This window comes from Gordonia sp. NPDC003504 (assembly GCF_053587995.1).
This window is the reverse complement of the sequence record NZ_JBSFPC010000015.1, coordinates 1-25,246: the sequence shown is the minus strand read 5'-3', so window position 1 is coordinate 25,246 and position 25,246 is coordinate 1. Positions and strand designations below refer to the sequence as shown.

At 66.5% G+C, this 25,246-nt stretch carries 25 protein-coding genes; 23 read left to right on the top strand and 2 right to left on the bottom strand.

Annotation, left to right across the window (positions count from 1 at the left end; all coding sequences use genetic code 11):
- The first annotated feature begins 44 nt into the window (after positions 1–44).
- The 11 genes from ACWDPV_RS21300 (at position 45) to ACWDPV_RS21250 (ending at position 10,313) form a co-directional block, all read left to right on the top strand.
- On the top strand, positions 45–1,286 hold the full coding sequence (locus tag ACWDPV_RS21300) for an MraY family glycosyltransferase (protein WP_449744557.1): 1,242 nt from the start codon (positions 45–47) through the stop codon (positions 1,284–1,286).
- Positions 1,287–1,602: 316 nt separating this feature from the next.
- Positions 1,603–2,019 (top strand): hypothetical protein, encoded by a 417-nt coding sequence (locus ACWDPV_RS21295; protein ID WP_348810184.1) that lies wholly within the window; start codon positions 1,603–1,605, stop codon positions 2,017–2,019.
- Positions 2,016–2,774, top strand: a complete 759-nt coding sequence (gene atpB, locus ACWDPV_RS21290; RefSeq protein WP_348810185.1) for a F0F1 ATP synthase subunit A — start codon at positions 2,016–2,018, stop codon at positions 2,772–2,774. The genes ACWDPV_RS21295 and atpB overlap by 4 nt, the downstream gene beginning before the upstream one ends.
- Positions 2,775–2,908: 134 nt before the next feature.
- Entirely contained in the window at positions 2,909–3,169 is a 261-nt protein-coding gene (locus ACWDPV_RS21285; RefSeq protein ID WP_348802456.1) for a F0F1 ATP synthase subunit C, read from the top strand.
- Positions 3,170–3,224: 55 nt separating this feature from the next.
- Complete coding sequence (locus tag ACWDPV_RS21280) at positions 3,225–3,734, top strand: F0F1 ATP synthase subunit B (RefSeq protein ID WP_449744556.1); 510 nt, start codon at positions 3,225–3,227, stop codon at positions 3,732–3,734.
- A gap of 1 nt (position 3,735) precedes the next feature.
- Positions 3,736–5,085, top strand: coding sequence for a F0F1 ATP synthase subunit B/delta (locus ACWDPV_RS21275; RefSeq protein ID WP_449744555.1), 1,350 nt, complete (start codon positions 3,736–3,738; stop codon positions 5,083–5,085).
- A 78-nt stretch (positions 5,086–5,163) separates the two neighbouring features.
- The gene (gene atpA / locus ACWDPV_RS21270; protein WP_348802453.1) at positions 5,164–6,792 is read left to right on the top strand and encodes a F0F1 ATP synthase subunit alpha; all 1,629 of its coding nucleotides are present in this window, start codon (positions 5,164–5,166) and stop codon (positions 6,790–6,792) included.
- A gap of 56 nt (positions 6,793–6,848) precedes the next feature.
- Positions 6,849–7,793, top strand: coding sequence for a F0F1 ATP synthase subunit gamma (locus ACWDPV_RS21265; RefSeq protein WP_348802452.1), 945 nt, complete (start codon positions 6,849–6,851; stop codon positions 7,791–7,793).
- A 59-nt stretch (positions 7,794–7,852) separates the two neighbouring features.
- Entirely contained in the window at positions 7,853–9,301 is a 1,449-nt protein-coding gene (gene atpD, locus ACWDPV_RS21260) for a F0F1 ATP synthase subunit beta (protein ID WP_348802451.1), read from the top strand.
- Between the two features lie 9 nt (positions 9,302–9,310).
- Positions 9,311–9,691, top strand: a complete 381-nt coding sequence (locus ACWDPV_RS21255; protein ID WP_348802449.1) for a F0F1 ATP synthase subunit epsilon — start codon at positions 9,311–9,313, stop codon at positions 9,689–9,691.
- Positions 9,692–9,863: 172 nt separating this feature from the next.
- On the top strand, positions 9,864–10,313 hold the full coding sequence (locus tag ACWDPV_RS21250) for a DUF2550 domain-containing protein (protein ID WP_348802448.1): 450 nt from the start codon (positions 9,864–9,866) through the stop codon (positions 10,311–10,313).
- 28 nt (positions 10,314–10,341) lie between these two features.
- Here ACWDPV_RS21250 and ACWDPV_RS21245 read toward each other — a convergent pair whose 3' ends face one another.
- Positions 10,342–10,947, bottom strand: coding sequence for a cob(I)yrinic acid a,c-diamide adenosyltransferase (locus ACWDPV_RS21245; protein ID WP_348802447.1), 606 nt, complete (start codon positions 10,945–10,947; stop codon positions 10,342–10,344).
- A gap of 56 nt (positions 10,948–11,003) precedes the next feature.
- Between ACWDPV_RS21245 and murA the strand changes: the two genes are divergently transcribed.
- From murA to ACWDPV_RS21185, 12 genes are all read left to right on the top strand, one after another.
- Positions 11,004–12,260: a UDP-N-acetylglucosamine 1-carboxyvinyltransferase gene (gene murA / locus ACWDPV_RS21240; protein ID WP_449744554.1), complete on the top strand. Its 1,257-nt coding sequence runs from the start codon at positions 11,004–11,006 to the stop codon at positions 12,258–12,260.
- An 18-nt stretch (positions 12,261–12,278) separates the two neighbouring features.
- Positions 12,279–12,653, top strand: a complete 375-nt coding sequence (locus ACWDPV_RS21235) for an ArsR/SmtB family transcription factor (protein ID WP_449744553.1) — start codon at positions 12,279–12,281, stop codon at positions 12,651–12,653.
- A 179-nt stretch (positions 12,654–12,832) separates the two neighbouring features.
- On the top strand, positions 12,833–13,555 hold the full coding sequence (locus ACWDPV_RS21230) for an energy-coupling factor ABC transporter permease (RefSeq protein WP_449744552.1): 723 nt from the start codon (positions 12,833–12,835) through the stop codon (positions 13,553–13,555).
- The gene (locus tag ACWDPV_RS21225; RefSeq protein ID WP_449744551.1) at positions 13,552–13,953 is read left to right on the top strand and encodes a PDGLE domain-containing protein; all 402 of its coding nucleotides are present in this window, start codon (positions 13,552–13,554) and stop codon (positions 13,951–13,953) included. The genes ACWDPV_RS21230 and ACWDPV_RS21225 overlap by 4 nt, the downstream gene beginning before the upstream one ends.
- Before the next feature lie 5 nt (positions 13,954–13,958).
- Positions 13,959–14,735: a cobalt ECF transporter T component CbiQ gene (cbiQ, locus tag ACWDPV_RS21220; RefSeq protein ID WP_449744550.1), complete on the top strand. Its 777-nt coding sequence runs from the start codon at positions 13,959–13,961 to the stop codon at positions 14,733–14,735.
- Positions 14,732–15,580: an energy-coupling factor ABC transporter ATP-binding protein gene (locus tag ACWDPV_RS21215; protein ID WP_449744549.1), complete on the top strand. Its 849-nt coding sequence runs from the start codon at positions 14,732–14,734 to the stop codon at positions 15,578–15,580. The genes cbiQ and ACWDPV_RS21215 overlap by 4 nt, the downstream gene beginning before the upstream one ends.
- Positions 15,581–15,753: 173 nt before the next feature.
- Positions 15,754–17,046, top strand: a complete 1,293-nt coding sequence (mdo, locus tag ACWDPV_RS21210) for an NDMA-dependent methanol dehydrogenase (protein ID WP_348802439.1) — start codon at positions 15,754–15,756, stop codon at positions 17,044–17,046.
- 213 nt (positions 17,047–17,259) lie between these two features.
- Positions 17,260–18,567, top strand: coding sequence for an AAA family ATPase (locus ACWDPV_RS21205; protein WP_449744548.1), 1,308 nt, complete (start codon positions 17,260–17,262; stop codon positions 18,565–18,567).
- Positions 18,568–18,576: 9 nt separating this feature from the next.
- The gene (locus ACWDPV_RS21200; protein ID WP_449744547.1) at positions 18,577–20,103 is read left to right on the top strand and encodes a VWA domain-containing protein; all 1,527 of its coding nucleotides are present in this window, start codon (positions 18,577–18,579) and stop codon (positions 20,101–20,103) included.
- Positions 20,104–20,168: 65 nt separating this feature from the next.
- Entirely contained in the window at positions 20,169–21,362 is a 1,194-nt protein-coding gene (locus tag ACWDPV_RS21195) for an iron-containing alcohol dehydrogenase (RefSeq protein ID WP_449744546.1), read from the top strand.
- Positions 21,363–21,386: 24 nt separating this feature from the next.
- Positions 21,387–22,910, top strand: a complete 1,524-nt coding sequence (locus ACWDPV_RS21190) for a MadS family sensor histidine kinase (protein ID WP_449744545.1) — start codon at positions 21,387–21,389, stop codon at positions 22,908–22,910.
- Positions 22,907–23,566 carry a MadR family response regulator transcription factor gene (locus ACWDPV_RS21185; RefSeq protein WP_348802434.1) on the top strand — a complete coding sequence of 220 codons (660 nt, stop codon included), beginning with the start codon at positions 22,907–22,909 and terminating at the stop codon, positions 23,564–23,566. The genes ACWDPV_RS21190 and ACWDPV_RS21185 overlap by 4 nt, the downstream gene beginning before the upstream one ends.
- 62 nt (positions 23,567–23,628) lie before the next feature.
- Here ACWDPV_RS21185 and mftM read toward each other — a convergent pair whose 3' ends face one another.
- The gene (gene mftM, locus ACWDPV_RS21180; protein WP_449744544.1) at positions 23,629–24,480 is read right to left on the bottom strand and encodes a mycofactocin oligosaccharide methyltransferase MftM; all 852 of its coding nucleotides are present in this window, start codon (positions 24,478–24,480) and stop codon (positions 23,629–23,631) included.
- Positions 24,481–25,246: the final 766 nt, after the last annotated feature.

Below are 25,246 nucleotides of genomic sequence, written 5' to 3'. Positions count from 1 at the left end.
CCTGATCGGGTGCCAGATCCCCTCTCCGCGTCGAGCGTGCTGCGATGAGCGTGGACGGTACCGGTGTGACCACTGCGGCGTCGTGGGTTCTGGCGGCGCCTGGTGTCGGCGGCGGCGCGGGTGTGCCGTTCCGCGAGTTGCTGCTGGTCGGGCTGTCGGCCGCCGCGATCACCTATCTCATCACCTCCGCGGTGCGGGTGGTCGCGATCCGGGCCGGTGCGGTGGCGGTTCCGCGGGCGCGCGACGTTCACGTGATCCCGACACCGCGGCTGGGTGGACTGGGGATGTTCGCCGGGATCGTGGCGGCTGTCGCGTTGGCCGCGAACCTGCCCGCCCTCAACCGCGGATTCGCCTACACCAATGACATCGGTGCGGTGATCGCGGCGGGCGCGGTGATCGTCATCGTCGGTGCGATCGACGACCGGTGGGGCCTCGATGCGCTCACCAAATTCGTCGGCCAGCTGACCGCCGCGGGCGTCATGGTGGTGATGGGGGTGAGCTGGATTCAGATCCCGGTGCCGTTCGGGGGGATCGGGACCGTGGTGCTCGATCCGTTCCAGTCCGGTCTGCTGACCGTCGCCATCACCGTTACCACCATCAACGCGGTCAACTTCATCGACGGCCTCGACGGTCTGGCCGCCGGTCTGGGGCTGATCGCGGCGTCGGCGATCTGCCTGTTCTCGCTGGGACTGTTGGCCGATCGCGGGGGAGACGTCAGTTATTACCCGCCGGCGCTGATCTCGGTGGCCCTGGCCGGGGCGTGTCTCGGATTTCTCCCGCACAATTTCTCGCCCGCCCGGATCTTCATGGGCGATTCGGGTGCGATGCTCATCGGTCTGATGCTCGCGGCGGCGGCCACCAGCGCATCCGGTCGTATCGCGGTCTACGCCTACGGCCCGGCCGACGTGGTGACCCTGCTGTTGCCGCTCATCCTGGTCGCCGCGATCATCTTCGTCCCGCTGTTGGACATGCTGATGGCGATCGTGCGCCGTACCCGGGCCGGCGTCGGTTTCTACACCCCGGACAAGATGCATCTGCATCATCGTCTGCTCGAACTCGGGCATTCCCAGCGCCGCGTGGCGGTGATCATCTACCTCTGGGTCGGTGTGCTGGCCTTCTCGGCGGCCGCGAGCACGGTCTTCCCGATGTCGGTGGTGGCGCCGGTGTTCGCCGGCGGGCTGGTGGTCGCGATGCTGGCCACGATGGCCCCGCGGTTGTCCCGGCGCTTCGCCGAACTCCGCACGGCTCACCACGGGCCGGTGGCGGGCTCGCGCCGCACCGACTGACCCCGTACCCGCCGAATGGCCAGGTGGGCGGTGACGCAGGGGCCAGGTAACCCAATGGTAAAGACCGTGTACTATGACCCGTAGTAGGCACGGGCGCAACGCGCCCGGATATCGGACAACCGTCCTCCCCGACGGCCCGACCGCCACACAACCAGACCCACCCACCCCCTGGTGGTGCAGGCCACGCGGCTTGATAGGGTCACTGCAAACGCGGAGCGTACGCTCGGCAGCTTTCGGCTGCGGAGGGTCACGCTCGATGCTGTCTGCCCCGGCTCGCACCGTCGAGCGGGGGTACGAGGAGAGATGAGGAGAGGCAATGACGACGTCTGCCCCTGATTCGGCTCCCGTGTATTACCCGGCTGCCCCGACGGGCCTCCTGCGACCGGGAATCATCTCGGCGGCACTCACCCTGATCGTCGCCGGGGCCTCGATCTACATGGGTCATCCGCTGTTCGCGGTGTTCTTCGCCGTCGGTGTCATCGCCGTGCTGGTCAACGCGAAAATGGTCACCCTCGCGGTCGCGCGGGTCGCCGCGGAAGCCGACCCCCGTAAGAAACTGTTGGCCGTGAATTCCGCGATGCGCCTCGGTGTGATCACCGTGCTCGCACTCGCGGCGGCCTTCCTGGTCCGGCCCGAAGGGCTGGGCGTGATGTTCGGACTCGCACTGGGCCAGGTCGTCCTGGTTCTCAACACCGTGATTCCGGTGATGAAAGGACTTCGTAAGCAGCTATGACCGCTCCGTCTGACACGCTGTACCTGGCTGAGGCCAAGATCGAGGTCGGCCACCATCAAGAGGTCGAGTGGCTGGGACTGACCTGGAACCTCGACACGATCATCTCCGCGTCGATCGCCGCGCTGATCGTCATCGCGATGGCCTTCTTCGTCAAGGCCAAGATGACCTCCAAGCGGCCGAACACCGTGCAGCTGTACTTCGAGGTCATCACCGTCCAGATGCGCAATCAGATCGAGAGCGCGATCGGCATGAAGATCGCCCCGTTCGTTCTGCCGCTGGCGGTCACGCTGTTCACCTACATCCTGATCGTGAACTGGTTCTCGGTTCTGCCGGTGCAGTACGGCACCGAATCGGGGGCCACCCACGAAGTGATCAAGCCGGCCTCGGGCGATGCGAACTTCACCTACGCCCTGGCGATCTTCGTCTTCTGCTGGTACCACGCCGCAGGCATGAAGCGCCGCGGACCGCTGCGCCACCTCGGCAAGCTCGTGAAGGGCCACGCCGCCGGACTCGCCCCGATCAACATCATCGAAGAGATCGCCAAGCCGCTCTCGCTGTCTCTCCGACTTTTCGGCAACCTGTTCGCCGGCGGCGTCATGGTTGCCCTGATCGCGCTGTTCCCGGCCTACATCATGTGGTTCCCGAACGCGATCTGGAAGTCGTTCGACCTGTTCATCGGCTTGATCCAGGCCTTCATCTTCGCCCTGCTGACCATCCTGTACTTCAGCCAGGCGATGGAGGATGACCACCACTAGTACGACCCGGTCGGTGCCGACCCGGCACCGACCACCCGAACCATCTCTTCCCACAAACGAAGGTCGGCCCCGCCGACCGGACCCACAGACCTGGCAACCAAGAGTGCCAGTTCCACCCGAAAGGAAAGATCTCAATGGATCCGAATCTGGTTAGCATGGGCGCATTGATCGGCGGCGGCCTCATCATGGGCGGCGGCGCGATCGGTGCCGGTATCGGTGACGGTATCGCCGGTTCCCAGCTCATCGCCGGCATCGCCCGGCAGCCGGAGGCCCAGGGCCGTCTGTTCACCCCGTTCTTCATCACCGTCGGTCTGGTCGAGGCCGCGTACTTCATCAACCTGGCCTTCATGGCGCTGTTCGTGTTCGCCAACCCGGCTCAGGTGTACGGCGGCTGACGTCCGCTCGCCCGTCCACCGCAGTAGTTCGTTAGTCCGATAGGGGACACCCATCATGATGAGTCTCGCCGCAGAAGAAGAAGCCGGGACGTCCAACTTCCTCATCCCGAACGGCACATTGATCGCGTGCCTGCTGATCTTCGTCGTCGTGCTGATCGTCATCCGCACCTTCGTCGTACCGCCGATCCTCAAGGTGCTCGACGAGCGCGATGCCCGTGTGGCCAAGACGGTCGAAGACAACAAAGCCGCAGCGGCGAGCTACGCGGACGCCGACCGTGAGTACGCGGCTCGTCTGAAGGATGCTCGTGGCGACGCCACGGGTATCCGGGACGAGGCGCGGGCCAAGGGCAACGAGCACGTGGCGGCGGCCAAGAGCAAGGCCACCGAGGAGGCCGATGCCGCCCTGGCCAAGATCTCGGCAGATCTGAAGGTGGAGGCGGACAAGGCGGTCACCACCGCCAAGCAGGACGTGAGTCGGTTGTCGGCGACGCTGGCCGGCCGCGTCCTGGGAACCGATGTCGCCCCGGCCGATGCAGGGGCCAAGCAGACAGAGACGGTGAACTAGCGTGGATATCTTCATCGGACAGCTCGTCGGCTTTCTGGTCATCGTCGGCATCTTCGTCAAGTGGGTGCTGCCCCCGCTGAAGAAGGCGGTGCTCTCCCAGAAGGACGCGATCAGCCAGCAGCTCGTCGACAGTGACGAGGCCAAGGCGCGTGCCGAGGATGCCCGGGTCGCACATGACCGGGCCATCGAGAGGGCGGACGCCGAGGCCAAGGAATTGCACGCCGGAGCCCTGCAGGACGCGGAGTCCATCGAGTCCGACCTCAAGGCCTACGCCGATTCCGAGGTCCGGCGGATCTCCGAGCACGGCACGAACCAGGCCGAGCTGGCCCGGACCAGCCTGGTCCGTCAGCTGCGGTCCGAACTGGGCCTCAGTGCGGTCGACGGGGCGGGTGACATCGTCCGCAAGCATCTGGCCACCGCGGACAACCAGACCGCCACCATCGACCGGGTGATCGACGAACTCGAGCAGATGGCGAGCAAGGATTCGACCTCGGCGGTGCCGCCGAGTTCGGAGTTGATCGGCCTGCATTCGCTGCATGCCACCAGCCGCGACGCCGCTCGCACCATTGCCCACGAATTCGACTCGGTCGCAGCCGATCTCGACTCGGCGGCGTTGACGTCGGCGTCGGAGGACCTGTACCAGGTCATCAGCTTCCTGCTCAAGAACCCGGTGCTGCGCAAGAAGCTCACCGAGGACGAGGAGAACCCCGAGGGCAAGAAGCAGTTGGTGCATACCCTGCTGGACGGCAAGGTCGCGCCGATTGTGGTCGACACCGTGGCCACCGCTGCCGCACAGCGCTGGTCACAGAGCGTGGATCTCCTCACCGCGCTGCGTCGTCAGAACGCACTCATCGTGCTGACCTCGGCGGAGCGCGAGGGCACGATCGAGCAGACCGAGGACGAACTGTTCCGCATCGGCCGACTGCTCGACGCCAACCCGGAACTCGCCTCGCTGCTCGCCGATTTCCAGCGTCCGGTGCCCGGCCGGGTGGAGCTGTTGCGCTCGCTCGTCGGTGGACAGGTCAACGAGCACACGTGGTACCTGCTGTCGCACGCCATCGCCCTGCTGCACGGTCAGCCGGCCGAGAACGCGGTCGCGCACCTGGCCGAACTGGCTGCGGCGCGACGCGGTGAAACCGTGGCGCATGTGATCTCGGCGGTCGAGCTCACCGACGCACAGAACGATCGGTTGGCCTCGGTGCTGGGGTCGATCTACCACCGCACGATCTCGGTGCAGACCGAGGTCGACGAATCGATCATCGGCGGCCTGCGTGTGGGCGTCGGCGACGAAGTGATCGAGGCCGACATCGCCACCCGGTTGGCGAAGGCGGCCGAGACCCTGCCGCGCTGATCCGCTGCGCAGCCGACAACTCCATCACCCACCACCGAAGAACCACTTGCCCGGACTGAGTAAGAAAGACGAGAACCCATGGCCGAGTTGACGATCTCAGCAGACGAGATCAAGGGAGCGATCGAGCAGTATGTCTCGTCGTTCGACGCCGAAGCCTCGCGTGACGAGGTCGGCATCATCACCGATACCGCGGACGGCATCGCCCACGTCAGTGGCCTGCCCAGCGCGATGGCCAACGAGCTGCTGCAGTTCCCCGGCGGCGTGCTCGGTGTGGCACTGAACCTCGACGAGGACGAGATCGGCGCGGTCATCCTCGGTGACTACGAGAGCCTGGAAGAGGGCCAGCAGGTCAGCCGTACCGGCGAGGTCCTCTCGGTTCCCGTCGGTGACAAGTTCCTCGGTCGCGTCGTCGACCCGCTCGGCGCCCCGATCGACGGCCTCGGCGATATCGAGGCCGAGGACCAGCGCGTGCTGGAACTGCAGGCAGCCACCGTGCTCGAGCGTCAGCCGGTCGAGGAATCCCTCGCCACCGGCATCAAGGCCATCGACGCCATGACCGCCATCGGCCGTGGTCAGCGTCAGCTGGTCATCGGCGACCGCAAGACCGGCAAGACCGCGGTGTGTGTCGACGCCATCCTGAACCAGAAGGCCAACTGGGAATCCGGCGACGAGAACAAGCAGGTCCGTTGCATCTACGTCGCGATCGGCCAGAAGGGTTCGACCATCGCGGGCGTCAAGACCGCTCTGGAAGAGGCCGGTGCGATGGAGTACACCACCATCGTCGCCGCTCCCGCGTCCGACTCGGCCGGCTTCAAGTGGCTGGCACCGTACACCGGATCGGCCATCGGTCAGCACTGGATGTACGAGGGCAAGCACGTCCTGATCGTGTTCGACGACCTGACCAAGCAGGCCGAGGCCTACCGCGCCATCTCGCTGCTGCTGCGTCGCCCGCCGGGCCGCGAGGCCTACCCCGGCGACGTCTTCTACTTGCACTCGCGTCTGCTGGAGCGTTGTGCGAAGCTCTCCGACGCGATGGGCGGCGGCTCGATGACCGGTCTGCCGATCATCGAGACCAAGGCCAACGACGTTTCCGCGTTCATCCCGACCAACGTCATCTCGATCACCGACGGGCAGGTCTTCCTCGAGTCCGACCTGTTCAACAAGGGTGTGCGTCCCGCCATCAACGTCGGTACCTCGGTGTCGCGCGTCGGTGGTGCCGCACAGACCAAGGGCCTGAAGAAGGTGTCCGGTTCGCTGCGTCTGGAACTCGCACAGTTCCGTGAGCTCGAGGCGTTCTCCGCCTTCGCCTCCGACCTCGACGACGCATCGAAGGCGCAGCTCGAGCGCGGTGCCCGCTGGGTCGAGATGCTCAAGCAGGACCAGTACAGCCCCTACTCGGTCGAGGACGAGATCGTCTCGATCTACCTCTGCGGTGAGGGCCACTACGACTCGGTTCCGGTCGACGACATCCGCAACTTCGAGACCCAGCTGCTCAGCCACCTGCACCACAACGCGACCGGGGTCTACGACTCCATCGCCGGTGGCAAGGTGCTGTCCGACGACGAGGCCGAGGCGCTGGTCGCCGAGACCAACAAGTTCAAGAACAGCTACCTCACCCACGACGGCAAGCGCGTCGTGAACGAGGCCGAGGCGGCCGCGATGGATTCCGAGGACGTCGAACAAGAAGCGATCAAGATCCGCAAGTGATCTTTTTCAGCAGACGAGTGACGTCAATCGACGTGTCAAGGAAGGGGTGAGATCTCGTGGCCAGCATTCGTGAGCTGCGTTCACGCATCCGGTCGGTTCAGTCGACCAAGAAGATCACCAAGGCGCAGGAACTGATCGCCACCTCCCGCATCACCAAGGCACAGGCCCGGGTTGCGGCTGCCAAGCCGTACGCCTCGGAGATGACCAAGGTGCTCTCCGAGCTGGCGAGCAGCGCGGGATCGCTGGATCATCCGTTGCTGCAGGAGCGGGAGAATCCGAAGCGTGCCGGCGTCCTGGTGATCACCAGTGACCGTGGTATGTGCGGTGGGTACAACGCCAACGTTCTGCGGGCCACCCGTGAACTCCTCGCGCTGCTGCGCGAAGAGGGCAAGGAGCCCGTGCTGTTCATCATGGGACAGAAGGGCGTCGGCTTCTTCACCTTCCGTGGTGCGGAGTACTCGGATGCCTGGACCGGTTTCTCGCAGGCGCCGGAGTACTCCGACGCGGCGCAGCCCAGCAAGTTCCTGGTCGATCTCTTCCTCGCCGGTTCCGGGGTGGAGGTCGAGCGCCCGGACGGCACCGGCTCGGTCGAGGGCGTTGACGAACTGCACTTGGTGTACACCCGGTTCGTGTCGATGCTGACCCAGGCCCCCGAGGTCCGTCGGATGGCCCCGCTGGTGGTCACCGAGGACGAGGTCGACGCGAGCGACGCGGAGGCCGGAAGCGTCACCTCCGAGTCGCGGAACTACACGTTCGAGCCGAGTGCCGAAGGCCTCCTCGAGACGCTGTTACCGCGCTATATCGCCACCCGTGTGTATGCGGCGCTGCTGGATTCCTCGGCGTCGGAGTCGGCTGCTCGGCGTACCGCAATGAAGGCGGCCACCGACAACGCCGAGGAGCTGTCGAAGAACCTCTCCCGTGAGGCCAATCAGCTCCGCCAGGCCCAGATCACCCAGGAGATCAGCGAGATCGTCGGCGGCTCCAGCGCCCTCGCGACCTAGACCGTCGGCCTCGCCCCTTCGCGAAACTTTCGATCCAAAGAGGAAGTGACCCACTCATCATGACCGCAGTAGCAGAAACCCCGACCTCGGGGAAGTCGGGGTCCGCCGACGGGCGGATCGTCCGCATCATCGGCCCCGTGGTCGACGTCGAGTTCCCGCGGGGCTCGATCCCAGACCTGTTCAACGCCCTCCACGCGGACGTGACCCTGGAGGCGGTGGCCAAGACCCTCACCCTCGAGGTCGCCCAGCACCTCGGTGACAATCTGGTCCGCACCATCTCCATGCAGCCCACCGACGGCCTCGTCCGCGGCGCGACCGTCAGCGACACCGGATACCCGATCCGCGTGCCCGTCGGCGACGTCGTCAAGGGCCACGTGTTCAACGCGCTCGGCGACTGCCTCGACAGCCCGGGCCTGGGCCGCGACGGCGAGCAGTGGGGCATCCACCGCAAGCCCCCGGCCTTCGACGAACTCGAGGGAAAGACCGAGATCCTCGAGACCGGCATCAAGGTCATCGACCTGCTGACCCCGTATGTCAAGGGCGGCAAGATCGGCCTGTTCGGTGGTGCCGGTGTCGGCAAGACCGTTCTGATCCAGGAGATGATCACCCGTATCGCCCGCGAGTTCTCGGGCACCTCGGTGTTCGCCGGCGTCGGTGAGCGTACCCGCGAGGGCACCGACCTCCACCTCGAGATGGAGGAGATGGGCGTTCTCCAGGACACCGCCCTGGTGTTCGGTCAGATGGACGAGCCGCCGGGCACCCGTATGCGCGTGGCGCTGTCGGCGCTGACGATGGCGGAGTACTTCCGCGACGTCAAGCACCAGGACGTGCTGCTGTTCATCGACAACATCTTCCGGTTCACCCAGGCCGGTTCGGAGGTCTCCACCCTGCTCGGCCGCATGCCGTCCGCGGTGGGTTACCAGCCGACGCTGGCCGACGAGATGGGCGAGCTGCAGGAGCGCATCACCTCCACCAAGGGGCGTTCGATCACGTCGCTGCAGGCCATCTACGTGCCCGCCGACGACTACACCGACCCGGCGCCGGCCACCACCTTCGCCCACCTCGATGCCACCACCGAGCTCTCGCGTCCGATCTCGCAGCTGGGTATCTACCCGGCCGTGGACCCGCTGACCTCGACCTCGCGCATCCTGGAGGCCTCGATCGTCGGTGACGAGCACTTCCGCGTCGCCAACGAGGTCAAGCGCATCCTGCAGAAGTACAAGGAACTGCAGGACATCATCGCCATTCTCGGTATGGACGAACTGTCCGAAGAGGACAAGGTGACGGTGCAGCGTGCCCGTCGTATCCAGAAGTTCCTCGGACAGAACTTCCTCGTCGCCGAGAAGTTCACCGGTCAGAAGGGCTCGGTCGTGCCGCTCGCCGACACCGTCGAGGCGTTCGACCGCGTGTGCAAGGGCGAGTTCGATCACCTGCCCGAGCAGGCCTTCAACAGCTGCGGTGGACTCGACGACGTGGAGGCCGCCGCGGCCAAGATCGCCGGAAAGTAGCGGATCGACATGGCTGACAAGTCCTTCCACGTCGAGGTGGTCTCCGCCGACGCAGAGCTCTACTCCGGTGAGGCGACCTTTGTGATCGCACAGACCACCGTGGGTGAACTCGGTGTGCTGGCGAACCACGAACCGCTGCTCGGCGAGTTGGTGCCCGGCGGGTTCGTGGTGATCGTCGAGGAGAGCGGTGACCGCAAGGCCGCGGCGATCGAGGGTGGCTTCCTCTCGGTCACCGGTGAGTCGGTGACGATCCTCGCCGAGTCCGCCGCATGGGCCGACGACGTCGATGTCGCCGCCGAAAAGGCGGCCCTCGAAGCCGCTGAGCCCGGCAGCGCGGAGTACAACCACGCGCACGCCCGCCTCACCGCGGCCGAGCATCTGGTCAAGTAGCCACGCGACCGACATTCCGTCAGTGCTCACACGACCGGCCACCCCGACGAGGGTGGCCGGTCGTGTGTTCGGGCCAGATGGCATGCTGGGGGTGCGTCCCGGGCGATCACAGCCACGTCCCAGCCTTACGAGATCGCCGCTGACGGGGGCCGGACCGAGGAGGTGCGCCCGGGTGACGGAACTGGTCGTCGTGGTGATCCTGAGCATTGCGCTGCTCAGTGCCCTCGCCCTGTGCGGGTTGCTGGCCTATCGCGTGGGTCAGTTGCGCCGTGGGGGTACCCCGGTGCTGCTGCGTGAACTGCCCGCCGCGGTCGACGAGGGGTGGCGGCACGGCACCGTCCACTACAGCGACGAGGCGTTGCGGTATTTCCGTCTGTCATCGCTACGGCCCGGTCCGTCGCGGACGCTGCCGCGTCGCTCCATCGAGATCGCCGGCCGGCGGCGCGCGGTGGGTACCGAGCAGGACATTCTCGCCGACATGATCATCCTCCGCGTCCACCAGGCGGTCGGCGCCGGCGACGGCCGCGACTACGAGATCGCCTTGGACGCCGGCGGGGTCACCGCCTTCCAGTCGTGGCTGGAGTCACGACGTCCCTCACGCGCACAGCGCCGCAGCGCCTGAGCGCATCCTCGGCCGAGGAGCTCGAGTCTCAGGAGCTCGTGGGCCGGGACCGCTGCCCGCCGGGCACCCACTTCACGTCGCCGTCGCCATGCGGTGGTCGGTTGGCCACGCGCGACAGGATGAACAACAGATCCGAGAGCCGGTTGAGGTATTTCGCCGGCAACACCGACGTCGCGTCCGGGTCGGCCGCCACCGCGGACCACGCGGAACGTTCGGCCCGCCGGGTGACCGTCCGGGCCTGATGCAGCAGCGCCGACAGCGGTGTGCCGCCGGGTAGGATGAACGAATCCAGCGACGGCAGATCCTCCCCGAAGGCGTCGCACCAGTGCTCCAGCGCGTCGATGTAGTCCTGCTCGATACGCAGCGGCGGATACTTCGGATCGTCGACGACGGGCGTGGACAGGTCCGCCCCGGCGTCGAACAGATCGTTCTGGACGGTCCGTAGCACCTCGGCGATCTCCTCGGGTACCGCACCGCCCACGGCGAGGGCGACCCCGATCGCCGCGTTCGCCTCGTCGCAATCGGCGTAGGCGATCACCCGTGGATCGGTCTTGGACACCCGGGAGAAGTCGCTGAGCCCGGTGGTCCCGTCGTCGCCGGTACGGGTGTAGATGCGGGTGAGGTGCACGGCCATACGTCAAAATCTAGCGCTCCGCGGGATCGCACCGTGCGACCGATAAGCTGTCTGTCGTGAGTGATCGCTTTCTGGTGACCGGGGGAGCCCGGCTGAGTGGCGAGGTCTCGGTCGGTGGAGCGAAGAACAGTGTGCTCAAACTGATGGCGGCCGCGTTGCTCGCCGAGGGCACCACCACCCTGACCAATTCGCCCGAGATCGCCGACGTCCCGCTGATGGCAGATGTGCTGCGTGGCCTCGGGGCGAGTGTCTCGATCGACGGTGACACCGTGATCATCGATGCGCCGGCCGAACCGAAGTACCACGCCGATTTCGACGCGGTGAAGCAGTTCCGTGCATCGGTGTGCGTGTTGGGGCCGTTGATGGCGAGGTGCCGTCGCGCCGTCGTCGCGCTGCCCGGCGGAGACGCCATCGGGTCCCGCCCCCTCGACATGCATCAGGCCGGTCTACGCGCGCTCGGGGCACACAGTTCCATCGAACACGGCTGCGTGGTCGCCGAGGCCGACGCCCTCATCGGGGCGCCGGTGGCGCTCGAGTTCCCCTCGGTGGGCGCCACCGAGAACATCCTGATGGCCGCGGTCCTCGCGGACGGACAGACCACCATCGACAACGCCGCCCGTGAGCCGGAGATCGTCGACCTCTGTGTGATGCTGCAGCAGATGGGTGCGCGGATCGAGGGCGCGGGTACCTCCACCCTCACCGTGACCGGGGTCGAGCGACTGCACCCGGCCACCCATCGGGTCATCGGTGACCGGATCGTCGGCGCCACCTGGGGAATCGCGGCCGCCATGACGCAGGGAGACGTCACGGTGCGGGGCGTTGCGCCGGCGCACCTGCAACTGGTCCTCAACAAGCTCGTCGACACCGGGGCCCGGGTCGACACGATGGTCGACGGCTTCCGCGTCCGCCACGACGGCAGGCCCGCGGCGGTGAACGTGTCCACATTGCCGTTCCCCGGATTCCCCACCGATCTGCAGCCGATGGCGATCGGTCTGGCGGCCATCGCCGACGGGATGTCGGTGATCACCGAGAACGTGTTCGAGGCCCGCTTCCGCTTCGTCGAGGAGATGGTGCGTCTGGGAGCCGACGCCCGCACCGACGGCCATCACGCCGTCATCCGGGGTATCGAGCGACTCTCCAGCGCACCCGTGTGGTGCTCCGACATCCGGGCGGGCGCGGGCCTGGTGCTGGCCGGTCTGGTCGCCGACGGGGTGACCGAGGTCCACGACATCGAGCACATCGACCGCGGATACCCGCAGTTCGAGGAGAACCTCACCCGGCTGGGCGGGATCATCGAGCGGGTACGGGGCTGAACCGTGGACGGTGGCGACATGGACGGTGGCACACACACTCATCCGCATCCGGCCGATGAGGGAGATACGGCACATCACGCGCCCGGGGGGCATCAAGGGCACGGGGCCGGTGACGTCGACATCGCGGCCTGGACCTCCCGTTTCGACCTGCTCTCCGATCCGCACCGGCTGGAGATCCTGCTGGTGCTGCACCGCAAGCCCGGGATCTTCGTCGGCGACATCGCGACGGAGGTGGGCCGCACCGAAACCGCGGTGTCGCAAGCACTTCGGGTGTTGCGTCATCAGGGGTGGGTGACCTCCACCCGGGTGGGCCGCTCGGTCAGCTACCGGCTCGAGGACGAGACGGTCCATCGGCTTCTGCATTGGATCGGTGCGCGGCATCTCGATCCGTGACCTCGGGTCGTCGAGGGTGGGGCTCGGTGATGTGGCCAGGGTCACTCCTGACCGTTCGGATAGTCTGTGCACCTCGTTATCTGAATAAGTAGACAGATGTCGGGGTGGGTCTTAACGTTCCTCCTATCGCGCGCCGGTATGTCGGTGCACGCTCAGCGATACGAAAGGGACACCGCTCAATGTCCACCACCCCGTCCACGACGACCCTCGCCATGCACATGAGCGACGGCATCATCAACGCGCAGACCTCGATCCTGTTCGGCGCCATCGCCATTGCCGGCCTCGGCTTCTGCGCCTGGCGTGCCCGCACCGATCTCGATGAGAAGACCGTGCCGATGGCCGGTCTGGTCGCCGCCTTCATCTTCGCGGTCCAGATGATCAACTTCCCGATCCTGCCGGGGGTGAGTGGGCACCTCCTCGGTGGTGCGCTGGCCGCCATCCTGGTCGGGCCGTACACCGGGGCCCTGTGTATCGCCATCGTGCTGGTGGTCCAATGCCTGCTCTTCGCCGACGGCGGGATCACCGCGCTCGGCGCCAACATCACCAACATGGCGCTGATCTCCACCTTCGCCGGATACGGCGTGGCGGTGATCCTGTACCGGGTCATCGCGGCGAGGTCACGCTCCATCGGCGGCCTCGGGATCGTGGCCTTCGTTTCCGCAATGTGCGGAACCGTGTGCGCGGCAACCGGATTCGTCGTCGAGTATGCGATCGGCGGAGCCGCGTCGACATCCTTGGGCACGGTGGCGGTCTACATGTGGGGCACGCACGTACTCATCGGGATCGGGGAGGGTCTGATCACCGCCGCCACCGTCATGGCGGTCGCCCGGGCGCGCCCGGACCTGGTCTACCTGCTACGCCGCAACCCGGCACCCGCACAAGCGATCGGAGTCCCGGCATGAGCACCACATCGTCGACCGAGCGCACCCACGCACCACGGGTGCGGCGCCGCACGTTTCTCATCGCCTTCGGGGTGGTGGCGCTGATCATCGCCGGGATCGTGTCCTATGTGGCCAGCTCCTCACCCGACGGACTCGACTCGGCCACCCAGCAGGGATGCCAGACCGTCGAGGTCAACGGCTCCGAGGAGCTCACCGGTACCTGCATCGCCCAGCATGCGACCGACCACGCCATGGCGTCGTCACCGTTGGCCGACTACTCGTTCCGCGGAATCGAGTACACCAACGGCATCGCCGGCGTGATCGGGGTGCTGGTCACGCTCGCCATCGCGGGCGGCCTGTTCTGGCTGATTGCGCGCCGCCGCCGCGGTGAGGCGGCCACCACCGCGTCCGGGGACTGAGCACCATGGGTGCCGGTCATGCCCATCCGCTCTACCGTGCCGGTGACTCGCGCGTGCACCGCGCACCCGCCGAGGTGAAGATCGTCTGCCTGGTGATCTTCGTCTTCGCGGTCGTGGCCACTCCGCGTGAGATGTTCTGGCCCTACCTGGGTTTCGCGCTCATCCTGGGTGCCGTGTGGGCGCTCGCGCGGATACCACCGCTGTGGATTCTGCCGCGCATGCTGATCGAGGCGCCGTTCGTGATCCTGGCGGTGTTGTTGCCGTTCTCCGCCGGGACCGACCGGGTGGAGTTCCTCGGTATGTCGCTGTCGGTGACCGGGTTGTACGCGGGATGGGGCATCCTCATCAAGGGCACGCTCGGGGTCGCGGCGTCGCTGACCTTCGCCGCGACGACGGAGGCCCGCGCACTCCCGGTCGCACTGACCCGGCTGGGTGTCCCGGCGACGATCACGCCGATCTTCGTGATGATGCTGCGCTACGTCGACCTGCTCTCGGCCGAGATCCGGCGGATGCAGATCGCTCGGTCCGCGCGCGGCGATTCACCCCGGCTGATCCATCAGGCGGGGGCGATCGCCAAGGGGGTGGGCGCGCTGTTCCTGCGGTCCTACGAACGCGGTGAGCGGGTGCATCTGGCGATGATGTCGCGCGGATTCACCGGAACGATCCCGGAGATGCCCGGGGTGGCGACCGCGCCACGCGCGACACCCGCCCAGTGGGCGGTGATCGTCACACCTGCGATCGCGGCCGTCGCGGTCGCGGCCAGTGCCTGGGGGATGAGATGAGACGTCAACTGCCACAGCATGTCAGCCCGCCGGACTCCTCGGTACCGGGTGCCCCGGCCGTCGAGGTCCGGGGCCTGTCGTTCGCCTATCCGGACGGTCATGTCGCAATCGACGGCATCGACCTCGTGGTGGCAGAGGGAGAGCGCGTTGCGCTGCTCGGTCCCAACGGGGCCGGCAAAACCACCCTGATGTTGCAACTCAACGGTGTGCTGCTGCCCACTGCCGGCGAGGTGGCCATCCACGGCATTCCGGTGGCGAAGAACTCGCTTCGCGAGGTGCGCCGGCGCGTCGGACTGGTGTTCCAGGACCCCGACGATCAGCTGTTCATGCCGACCCTGGTCGAGGATGTCGCGTTCGGCCCGGCCAACTTCGGGGTGACCGGCGATGAGCTGAAGCTGCGCGTCGACGAGGCGCTGGCCGCGGTGTCGATGACCGAACACGCCGGGCGCAGTCCGCATCATCTCTCCGGTGGCCAGCGGCGACGCGGTGCGCTCGCCAGCGTCTTGTCCTGTCGCCCAGATGTTCTCGTCCTCGACGAACCGTCGGCGAATCTGGATCCGCTGGCGCGCCGGGACCTGGCCGACACCTTGCTGCGCCTGCGGACGACGATGCTCGTGGTCACCCACGACCTGCTGTACGCGGCCCAACTGTGCGACCGGGCGGTGGTCATCGACGCCGGCCGCGTGGTCGCCGACGGCCCGGTCGACGACATCCTCGCCGACGAGGCATTACTGGCCGCGCACCGGCTCGAGTTGCCGTGGGGATTCGACATCGACGCGGTCCGGCGGGCACGTGCCGGCGGCGTCCGGAGTTCGTCGGCCACCTCGCCCTGTCCGAACGGATAGTCGGCCACCTGCCCGTCGGGCGACCCCGACCTGACCAAGGTGGGTTCCGATGATTCTCCAGGGACGGTTTGTGCCGCAACACCTTCCACCCCTTCCTGTGACGCGCGTAACGTCGCCGTTGCTCACAGTCGGCGTCACGCGGTGTGCGCCGACGACGAAGGAGGTCAGGTCACATGCAGGTAGATGAGCTACTCAAGCCGTTTCCCATCAAGGAGTTCCACCCGTTCCCCCGTGCCATGATGGGCCCGGGCGCACACGAGATGATCGGTCCCGAGGCCCTCAAACTCGGATTCAAGAAGACCCTCATCATGACCACCGGTCTGCGCGGCAGCGACACCGTGCACAAGATCGTCGAGTCGTGCAAGTACCACGGCCTCGAGGTCGTGCTCTACGACAAGGTCGAGTCCAATCCCAAGGACTACAACGTCATGGACGCGGTGTCGTTGTACAACTCGGAGAAGTGCGACTCGTTCATCTCGATCGGTGGCGGCTCGGCACATGATGCCTGCAAGGGCGCGCGCATCTCGGTCGCCCACGACGGCCGCAGCGTCAACGAGTTCGAGGGCTTCAACAAGAGCGAAAACCCCAAGAACCCACCGCATATCGCAGTGTCGACCACGGCCGGTACCGGGTCGGAGACCTCCTGGGCCTACGTCATCACCGACACCACCACCGACCCCGACAAGCCGCACAAGTACGTCGCCTTCGACGACGCCGCGGTGACGACGCTGGCCATCGACGACCCGGTGCTGTACTACGACTGCCCGGTCGCCTACACCGCGCAGTGCGGATTCGACGTCCTGGCGCACGCGTCGGAGCCCTACGTCTCGCGGCTGAACTTCCCGCCGTCGATGGGTAACGCCCTCTACGCGGTGAAGATGACCGCGGAGAACCTGCGTGAGGCCACCTGGAACGGTGTCGACCTCAAGGGTCGCGAAGGCATGATGTACGCGCAATACATTGCGGCACAGGCCTTCAACTCGGGTGGACTGGGAATCATCCACTCCATCAGCCACGCGGTGTCGGCGTTCTTCGACACCCACCACGGCCTGAACAATGCGATCGCACTGCCGCGTGTGTGGGCGTTCAACATGCCGGTCATGTACGAGCGCTACGCCGACATGGCGCAGGCCATGGGCGTCGACACCCACGGGATGACCAAGGTCCAGGCCGCCGATGCGGCCCTCGAAGCCGCCATCCGGCTGCTGCGTGACGTGGGCATCGTCGAGCGCTTCGCCGACGTCAAGAAGGACTCGTACCCCAAGAACCGCCTCGGCGAGGGGCCGACGAAGTTCTACGAGAACCGCAAGGAGATCACCACCGACGCGGCCACCATCGACGCGCTGACCAACCACGTCCTCGGCGACGCGTGCACCCCGGGTAACCCCAAGGAGTGCACCTTCGAGACCGTGCGTCCGGTCGTCGAGCACTGCGTGAACGGAAGCCTGGACGAGCTGCTCCCGTAGCAGCCGGTCCACCCCGACCGGGGTGTGGGGAACCGCATGCCCCCGAAGTCCGCGGTTCCCCACATCCCACTCACTCCGGTGGTCACCTCGAGCGTTCGGCGTGGTGACCTCCGGAGTGGACAAGACCACCGGCCCCGGTCCACGCATTGCCGCCCCGCGTCGCCGCCCCCACGCCCTCGTCGAGGCGCGTCCACCTTCTCAGGAGAGCTTCGTATGTCCACCTCCTTCGTCACCACCGACGACCCGACAGGCTCCGCGGCCGGAGCGCAATCATCCTCGGCGTCAACCGAATCCGACGACAGCACCGCAACGGAGAACTCCGCGGTGACCTTCCGCGACGTCGACGACGTGACCCGGCGGTTCGCCGACGCCGGATACCTCGCCGATCAGCGACTGGCGACGACCGTGTTCCTGCAGAACCGACTCGGCAAACCGGTGCTGCTGGAAGGTCCTGCGGGCGTGGGCAAGACACAGCTCGCCAAGACCCTCGCGGAGGTGACCGGCCGAGATCTGTTGCGACTGCAGTGCTATGAGGGGCAGGACGAGACCACCGCCCTCTACGAATGGGACTACGGAAAGCAACTCCTCTACACGCAGGTGCTCAAGGAGAAGATCTCCCAGGTCGTCGCCGACGCCGACACCCTCTCGGAGGCCGTCGACCGCATCGGTGCCGAGGAGAGTGTGTTCTTCTCTGAACGATTCCTCGCCCCGCGTCCACTGCTCGAGGCGGTGCGCAGCGAACGTCCTGTCGTGTTGCTGATCGACGAGGTCGACCGCGCCGACGAGGCACTCGAGGCGGTGTTGCTGGAGTTGCTCGCCGAATACCAGGTCTCGGTCCCCGAGATCGGTACCTTCGCCGCCACCCATCAGCCGATGATCGTGTTGACCTCCAACAACACCCGGGATCTGTCCGCGGCGCTGAAGCGCCGCTGCCTGCATCTGTCGCTCGACTATCCGGATGCCGCACGGGAATTGGAGATCATCAGGTCCAAGAACACCGGGCTGGCCGACACCCTGGCCGCCAAACTGGTGGAGATCGTCCGCGGGCTGCGTGATCTGGATCTGCGCAAGGCGCCCAGCATCTCCGAGGCGATCGACTGGGCGCGCACCCTCGCCGTGCTCGGCGCGGACGAACTGTCCGCCGACATCCTCGGTCAAACCGCGAATGTGGTGGTCAAATACGACCGCGATCTCACCCGTGCCCTCGATGCGCTGCCGCGGCTGGTCGATCCGAACGCCGAGGTGCCCGATCATCTGCATTCGCATGATCACGGCCATGGGCATTCACATGGACACGGCCATTCCCACGGGCATGACCATGACCACGATCATGATCATGACGATCACAGTGGACCGGCGCGTCGCGCGGAGAAGGACAAGCCCGGCCGGCACGCGGATGAGTACTACGGATCGCCGGGCGCGAAGAGCGATGCCGGCACCCGATCCGTCAGCGCCACCCAGGGCAGTCGCTCCTTCACCCGTCCGCCGTCCGGCGGCAGTGGCCGCAAGCGTCCGTTCTAGGAGCCGGGGATGGAAGGAGCGGTCCACCGGTTCGTCCGGTTGTTGCGCCTGCACGGTGTGCGGATCGGCGTGTCGGAAGCCATGGATGCCATGTCCGCGGTCGGCACCGCCGAGATCCTCGCCGACCGTGAACTCATGCGGTCGGCGATGGAGGCGTGCCTGATCAAGGACCGCCGCGACGAGCAGACATTTCACGAGGTGTTCGACAGGTTCTTCTCGCTGCGGCCGGTGCTGGACACCGATGACGGACACAGTCATTCACATACCCACGACGATCTGTCCGACACCGGTGAGCTGGCCGATTACACTCTCTCCGACGAGGTGAGCAACACCCCGCAGCAGGGGCACAGTCACGGCCCGCCGTCCGACATCCGGGAGTATTTCGATCCCGAGGATCTCGCCGAGCAGTACAACCTGCATCAGGAGGCCAACAAACTCGACATGGCCTCGCTGACCGACGAGATCGTGCTGTCGGCGGACTCGGTACCCAATTCGGAGCAGGCCGCGCGGGTGCAGTTGACGGTGTCGCGGTTGCACAATCCCGGCAGGCCGGGGGAGTTGGTCACCGACAACGCGACGCGGCTGGACGCGGAACTGTCGGTGGCGCAGGAGATGGCGTTGCTGGACTGGCTCGACGACGCCGACGGACTGGCGGGACCGCAGCCGGATCGCGAGGAGATCGCGCGTCTGCGCAGTGCGCTGGCCGGGCTGCTCGACGGTCTGCCCGAGAAGCTGCGCGATCACCTCGAACAGCTGATGGCCACCGATCACGAGATCGAGGAACGCGAGATCAAGGCGTCGGTGCGTGAGGCCATTCACGAACACGAACGGGCCAGTCTCGAGGAATCCATCCGGCGGCTGATCCGCAGCCTGCACGGCGCGCCCCGCGCACGTCGCAAGCTCGCCGCCCGCGGCACGGTTGACGCCGCTCGCACAATGCGCGCCAACCTCCGGTACGACGGTGTCCCGTTCCGGCCGATCACCGTGGCCAAGGTGGAGGATCGTCCGTCACTGCTCATCCTCGCCGACGTCTCGTTGTCGGTGCGCAGCGCGGCGCGGTTCACACTGCAGTTGGTGCATGGTCTGCAGAGCATGGTCGCCCATGTGCGCTCGTTCGCGTTCGTCTCCGACCTCGTCGAGATCACCGATCTGTTCGCCGAGCATCCGCCGGAGGAGGCGCTGTCGTTGGTGGTCTCGGGTCTGCCGGCCGGCGGGGTGCTCGACACCGACGCCGACTCCGACTACGGCACGGCACTGCAGACCTTCCTCGACGACTTCGGTGGTGCGATCACGCGACGGACGACGGTGATCGTGCTCGGAGACGGTCGCAACAACGGCGGCGAACCCAATCTCGAGGCGTTCGAGGAGATCACCCGCCGGGCTCGGGAAACCATCTGGATCACCCCCGAACCCAAGTACTCCTGGGGGCTGGGAGCCTGTGACCTCCCCGGGTATGCGACCTTCTGCGATCGGGTCCACGTCGTCCACGATCTGGCGGCGCTCGAGCAGGTCTCCGTAGACGCATATGCGACGTGAGTGTCGGTGGCGCCACGTAGGATTTTCGTCATCTGTCCCCGCGTGACGAGGTGGTGATCGCGAGAATGCGCGCCGACACTGGTGAGCGCCGTGCCGTCACCTCCCGACCGACGATGCCGGTGGCCAAGTTCCATACCCCCGAGATCATCATCGGTCCGGGCTCGCTCGATGAGATCCCCAGGGCGGCAGCAGGTCTGGGAATGCGCCGATTGATGATCGTCTCGGACCGGAACCTGGTCGCCACCCCCTGGTATCCGCGGCTGGCGCAGCGGCTGCGGGCGGCAGACCTGCGGGTCAGCTCGTTCACCGACGTGTCGGCCAATCCGCGGGCGCCGGAGATCTCGCTCGGATTCGAGCACTACGAGCAGACCCGCTCCGAAGGGATCATCGCGTTGGGTGGGGGGTCGGTCATCGACGCGGCGAAGGGCATCGCGATCCTGGCGGCCAACGGCGGCCACATCCTGTCCTATGAGGGCATCGACCGGGCGCGTTTTCCGCTGCCGCCGCTGGTCGCGGCCCCCACCACCGCGGGCAGTGGGTCGGATGTGTCGCAGTTCTGCATCATCAATGACGTCGAACGGATGACCAAGGTGACGATCATCGGCCGGGCGCTGGTTCCCGACGTCTCGGTGATCGACCCGAATCCGTTGGCGACCCTGCCTCCGGAGGTGGCCGGCCAGTCGGGGATGGACGCGATCACCCACTGCATCGAGGCCTACTCGTCGGTTGCGCACACCCGTCTCACCGACCGGTCCGCGCGCAGTGCGATCGCGACGGCCTGGCGGTCCATCGAGCGGTTCGTCGACGATCCGGGCGATCCGGACGCGGGCCTGGAGATGGCCTATGCGGCGTTGGAGGCCGGAATGGCGTTCACCAACGCGATTCTCGGCGCCACCCATGCGATGAGCCATCCCGTCGGCGGGTTGGTCGATGCGCCGCACGGCGCGATCAACGCGGTGTTGTTACCCCACGTCATCCGGTTCAATGCCGAGGCCGACCCGACCCCGTTCGTCGAACTCGCCGAGACCGTCGGCGTCGGAGTGTCGTCGGCACCGGCGGCGACGGCGGAGCGATTCGCCGATGCAGTGGCTGCCCTGTCCGCACGGGTCGGTATGCCGGCGCGGCTGTCGGAGTTCGGGGTGCGTGCCGAGGACATCGGCGCGCTGACCCGCAACGCTCTCGCCGACGCCTGCATGAAGACCAACCCGCGCCGGCCCAGCGCCGCCGACGTGGCACGCATCTACTCCGAGGCATTATGAGCGGGGCATTATGAGCGGGACACCATGAGCGCGCTTCCCGATGCCGATGGCTCCACCCGGTCCGATGCGCGCCACCCCGAGGGGCGTGGCGGCACCCGGGACATCGCTGGCGGTCCGGCCGTGGAGATCGACTCGCTGATCGGCCTGCATTCGGTCAAGGGCTCGCACTATGCGCAGTATCGCGGCGTCGAGGAACGCCTCGGCCGGGTGGTCGGTGCGCTCGACCGCATCTCCCGGGCGCTCGTGCAGACCGGCGAGGGACCGGAGAATCTGGTGCTGTCGGTCGTTCGCGCCGTCGCCGAGCACCTCGAGGCCGACTGGGTCGTCTTCGCGCTCTGCGACGGGGAACTCGACCGGACCGGGCCCCGGCATCTGATGATGTCGGCCGACGGCACCATCTACGCCTTCGAGGGCGTGCAGATGGCACGCACCCCGAGCCACCTGCCCGACGAGGTCCTCAACCGGCTCAACGACATCCTGCGCAACCAGCTCGGCGAGCTCGTCCGCCCGATCGTCGACGACCACCACCTTCATCTGCCCGTCCATCTCGACGGCCGCGTGGTCGGCGGACTGTCGGCGTGGACACCGCCGAGCCACGTCGTCGACTCCGCCGACCTGGTCGTGATGCGGATCCTTGCCCGCCAGGCCGTCGTCGCGTTGCTCAACGCCGCACTGCTGCAGGAGAGTCGCCACCAGCTCGCGCGTGCGGAGGACGCCTACGCCAAGGCCCGTGAGCAGGCCACCGACCTCGCGGTGCAGAACGTCGAACTGCAACGCACCCAACGTGAGTTGTCGGCGGTGATGCGTCAGCGGCTCGTCACCGAGGAACGTGAGCGGATCGCGCGGGAACTCCACGATTCGGTGACGCAATCGGTGTTGTCGGCGGGCGTGCAGATCGAGGTGTGCCGGATGGACTCCGACCCGGAGACCTCCGCGCGCCTGGAGATGGCGGGGACCCTCACCCGAAACGCGGTGGAACAACTACGTTCGGTGATCTATGCACTCAATCAGTCGCCGTCGGTGGACGGACTGAGTCTGGGCGAGGTGCTCGACGAACTGTGCTCCATGCACATGCCCGCCGACCTCGAGACCGATGTCCGGGTGGTCGGCAAACCGCGGGATCTTCCCGATGATCTGCAGCACGCCATTCTGCGGATCGCCGGCGAGGCGTTGTTCAACACCGCGGTGCACGCCGAGGCGACCGCCGCCCGGGTGGTCCTCAGCTACGGCGAGCGCGAGGTGGGTCTCACGGTGGACGACGACGGCAACGGCGATCCCGGGCACATGCGACGGGTGTTGCGTGCTGCCACGCTCGGCGATCTCGCCGGCCGCCACCGCGGGCTGGCGAACATGTCGACGCGCGCTCACGATCTCGGCGGTGAGCTGAGGATTCGGCGCTCGCGTCTGGGTGGGGTGCGGATCGCGGTGGAGATACCCGACGGGGATACCGGACAGCGCGGGGATGGACAGCGGGGTACGGGACGAGTCGAGGCCGCCACGCGGTCCGCCGGAGCCGCGCCCACGGTGGCACAGGAGGTCAGTCGATGAACAACCCGGAGATCGCGACGAAGCCGGTCCGCACGATGCTGGTCGACGACCACGCGCTGCTGCGCGCCGGGATCCGATCCCTGCTCGAACGAGAGCAGTCGATTTCGGTTGTCGGCGAGGCGGATTCCTTTGATCAGGCATTGGCGGAGGTGGCGCGGTCGACCCCCGACGTCGTGGTGGTCGATCTCAAGCTCACCGCCGGTACCGAGTACGAGGGATTGCGGCTGATCACCGAGATTGCCGCCCGACATCCCGAGGTCGCGTCGCTGGTGCTCACGACATTCCTCGACGATGACCTGGTGGTCCGCGCGGTCAAGGCCGGGGCACGCGGCTACGTCGTCAAGGACGTCGACACCACCGAGTTGGTGCGGGCGATTCAGGCAGTGTCGGGGGGTGGTAGCGCATTCGATCCCCGCAGCGCGGCCATCGTCCTGCGGACGGTCTCCGGGGACGGTGGGAGTTCGGAGACCCTCACCGAACGTGAACGCGAGGTCCTTCGTCTTCTCGCCGACGGGATGAGCAACAAGCGGATCGGTCAGACCCTGTTCATCTCCGAATCCACGGTCAAGTTCCACATCCGCAACATCATCCGCAAGCTCGGGGTGACCAAACGGACCGACGCGGTGTACATCGCCAGCAAGCGTGGGCTGATCTGAGCGGTTCCGTATCCGACACGCCTCGCAGCCCGCAGGGCGAACCTGCCGCGGGCGCGAGTCGGCTAGCGGGGATGCGGCGTGAGCACCAGCCATCCGCCGTGGTCATCGAAGATCTCGGCCCCGGCATGGTCGGCCGCGCCGGCCCAGGACCGCAGGTTGTCTTGCGACAGGGTGCTCAAATGTCCGAAGTGCTCGCTCGGGTGCTCCTCATAGGGAATCGCGATCACCACGCGACGCCGTGCGACTCGCAACGCTTCGCCGATCGCGGCGTGGACGTCCTCACCGTCGAGGTGCTCGAGCAGGTGGATGAGCGTGACCGTGTCGACCGAGTTGTCGGCGAGGTCGAGGTGGGTGGCGTCGCCGACCGCCGCGTCGACAGGAGTGCGCAGTCGGCGCCCGGCTGCGGTGAGCAGGGCGATCGCGCCGGCGGAGATGTCACGAGCCGACACCGTCAGACCATCGTTGGCGCACTGCAGTGCCAGAAACCCGAAGCACGAACCCACTTCCAGAACGCTGGAACCGCTGATCAGCGAACGTGCGCGGCGATGGACGGGTGCGAATGCGGCGGTGCCGTCGCCGAGTGCGCGCAACGAGTTGTCGTAGAACGCGGCCCACGCCTGCGCCGGGTCCGGTGAGCTGGTCTGGATGAGCCCTGTCGCGGACTCCTCGAACTCCCACTGTCCGTGGATTGCGCCGGCATCGACGAGAGCGACCAACGCGGTGACCATCGCGTCGTCGGAGATGTCGGCCGTGGTGAAGGTGTGGAGGAGTTCGAGGGACTCGCCACCGACGACATCGTGGTCGCGCCAACCGACGCGGCCCACCGATTCCATGCCATCCGGCAAGGCGGCCGCGTGGCGCACCGAGATCCGTCGATCGGTCGGGAGGCCGGCGCTGATGGTCGGGGCGATCATGTCCTACACGCTATGACCTGCGACTTCGCCGGGGAACTGACCGGTTGGACGGGCCTGCTGACCCAATGGACAGGACCTCCGACGGTCCGGCGTGGCCCAGATCACGCATCGCGACATCGATGGTTTCGCTGAATCCGGCGCCGCCGCCGGTGAGCGACGATCCCTGTGAACTGGGAAAACGGGTCCTGGTGGTGGGCGCGACCAGGCGATTTGATTCCCGATGCTCCGGTGCGTAACTTATTCGAAGTCAGCGCGCCGCGGCGCCGCCCCGGAGGGCCCCGAGAGGGACTCACCAGGGGAGAGGAAACCGGGCCTGCGCAGACCGCCCCCGAGAGATCGATGCGACACACTTGTGTGCCGCGACGATCACCGGGAATGCCGGACCTTCCGATCGGATCACAACCCAAGGGTTGCGAACGGGAAGTAGGCCTGGTACTCTGGAAGAGTTGCTCCGGAAGGGGTTAACATTCTGGAAATAGAACTGGCTCATCGGAGTTCGCCCTGTGTGGGTGGTGTTGGTGGGTGTGTGTTCTTTGAGAACTCGATAGTGTGTTGGTGGATTGTTTGGTGCCATTTTTTTGAATGGTATGAAACGAATCTTATTTTTGATGCCGCCCCGCGTGTTGTGGGGTGGTGTTTGTGAGTTTGTTTTTTGCCAGTTTTTTGGATTGTTTTTTGGTCAGGTTCTTTTGTCTCTCTGGCTGAGATTGTGTTGAAACTTTGTGTTTCAGTGTTTTTTCATGGAGAGTTTGATCCTGGCTCAGGA

Bases quoted from the DNA above. Each gene is read 5' to 3' on its own strand.
- ACWDPV_RS21300 (WP_449744557.1), top strand. From the start codon at position 45: ATGAGCGTGGACGGTACCGGTGTGACCACTGCGGCGTCGTGGGTTCTG.
- ACWDPV_RS21295 (WP_348810184.1), top strand. From the start codon at position 1,603: ATGACGACGTCTGCCCCTGATTCGGCTCCCGTGTATTACCCGGCTGCC.
- atpB (WP_348810185.1), top strand. From the start codon at position 2,016: ATGACCGCTCCGTCTGACACGCTGTACCTGGCTGAGGCCAAGATCGAG.
- ACWDPV_RS21285 (WP_348802456.1), top strand. From the start codon at position 2,909: ATGGATCCGAATCTGGTTAGCATGGGCGCATTGATCGGCGGCGGCCTC.
- ACWDPV_RS21280 (WP_449744556.1), top strand. From the start codon at position 3,225: ATGATGAGTCTCGCCGCAGAAGAAGAAGCCGGGACGTCCAACTTCCTC.
- atpA (WP_348802453.1), top strand. From the start codon at position 5,164: ATGGCCGAGTTGACGATCTCAGCAGACGAGATCAAGGGAGCGATCGAG.
- atpD (WP_348802451.1), top strand. From the start codon at position 7,853: ATGACCGCAGTAGCAGAAACCCCGACCTCGGGGAAGTCGGGGTCCGCC.
- ACWDPV_RS21255 (WP_348802449.1), top strand. From the start codon at position 9,311: ATGGCTGACAAGTCCTTCCACGTCGAGGTGGTCTCCGCCGACGCAGAG.
- ACWDPV_RS21245 (WP_348802447.1), bottom strand. From the start codon at position 10,947: ATGGCCGTGCACCTCACCCGCATCTACACCCGTACCGGCGACGACGGG.
- ACWDPV_RS21235 (WP_449744553.1), top strand. From the start codon at position 12,279: ATGGACGGTGGCACACACACTCATCCGCATCCGGCCGATGAGGGAGAT.
- ACWDPV_RS21230 (WP_449744552.1), top strand. From the start codon at position 12,833: ATGTCCACCACCCCGTCCACGACGACCCTCGCCATGCACATGAGCGAC.
- ACWDPV_RS21225 (WP_449744551.1), top strand. From the start codon at position 13,552: ATGAGCACCACATCGTCGACCGAGCGCACCCACGCACCACGGGTGCGG.
- cbiQ (WP_449744550.1), top strand. From the start codon at position 13,959: ATGGGTGCCGGTCATGCCCATCCGCTCTACCGTGCCGGTGACTCGCGC.
- ACWDPV_RS21215 (WP_449744549.1), top strand. From the start codon at position 14,732: ATGAGACGTCAACTGCCACAGCATGTCAGCCCGCCGGACTCCTCGGTA.
- mdo (WP_348802439.1), top strand. From the start codon at position 15,754: ATGCAGGTAGATGAGCTACTCAAGCCGTTTCCCATCAAGGAGTTCCAC.
- ACWDPV_RS21205 (WP_449744548.1), top strand. From the start codon at position 17,260: ATGTCCACCTCCTTCGTCACCACCGACGACCCGACAGGCTCCGCGGCC.
- ACWDPV_RS21200 (WP_449744547.1), top strand. From the start codon at position 18,577: ATGGAAGGAGCGGTCCACCGGTTCGTCCGGTTGTTGCGCCTGCACGGT.
- ACWDPV_RS21195 (WP_449744546.1), top strand. From the start codon at position 20,169: ATGCGCGCCGACACTGGTGAGCGCCGTGCCGTCACCTCCCGACCGACG.
- ACWDPV_RS21190 (WP_449744545.1), top strand. From the start codon at position 21,387: ATGAGCGCGCTTCCCGATGCCGATGGCTCCACCCGGTCCGATGCGCGC.
- ACWDPV_RS21185 (WP_348802434.1), top strand. From the start codon at position 22,907: ATGAACAACCCGGAGATCGCGACGAAGCCGGTCCGCACGATGCTGGTC.
- mftM (WP_449744544.1), bottom strand. From the start codon at position 24,480: ATGATCGCCCCGACCATCAGCGCCGGCCTCCCGACCGATCGACGGATC.